This is a genomic window from Mesorhizobium sp. M4B.F.Ca.ET.089.01.1.1, from assembly GCF_004022605.1.
Lineage (GTDB): Bacteria > Pseudomonadota > Alphaproteobacteria > Rhizobiales > Rhizobiaceae > Mesorhizobium > Mesorhizobium abyssinicae.
The window spans coordinates 1-529 of the sequence record NZ_RZOS01001290.1 but is presented as its reverse complement, the minus strand read 5'-3'; the positions used below and the strand labels follow the sequence as shown (position 1 = coordinate 529).

Genomic DNA, 529 nt, shown 5'->3' with positions numbered 1-529 from the left:
ATCAGCAGCAGCGGGACCTGCTCGGGCATACCCCGCCGCAGCTTCGCGCTTGGCAGCGCGATCCGTTCTTCCATCGCCGTCGAGATCGCATAGTAGCCGATGACGCGATTATTCATGTTCGCGTCACAGACCACATAGGTCCGGGCGGACAGGCCCTCGCCGGCAAGAGCGCGATTGCGCAACCAGTCATCGAGGGTGGGATGCCTGCCGTTACGAAACGCGGACACATCGTGGCCGACGGTCAGCCGTTCCGGAGGGCTGACCCGCAACCCCGGCCCTCCGCCAGCAGGCATCAGCGCTCCCAGGCGGGCTTGCGCGTCATGCGCGCGCGAAGTTCCTCGGTCGGTTTGTCGGGGGCGTCGAGCAGATCGAGCAATTTCTGATGCGCCTCGGCATCGAGAAAGAAGGCGCGCTGGTCGAGAATGGTTTCTTCAGCTTGCCTGCGGGCGCTGTCCAGCATGAACTCCGACAGTTTCTGCCCGCGCAAACCCGCGGCGCGGCTGAGAATGGCCTTCGTCCCCGCCGAAGC

Annotated in this window: 1 protein-coding gene and 1 pseudogene; both read right to left on the bottom strand. The window is 65.0% G+C overall.

The features are described 5' to 3' along the window. Positions 1-269 (bottom strand): annotated as a pseudogene (locus tag EN780_RS37210) (GNAT family N-acetyltransferase); the annotation flags it as partial. Between the two features lie 23 nt (positions 270-292). Beyond that, a partial coding sequence (locus tag EN780_RS37205; RefSeq protein WP_133372998.1) for a DUF1778 domain-containing protein occupies positions 293-529 on the bottom strand: 237 nt, incomplete at its 5' end.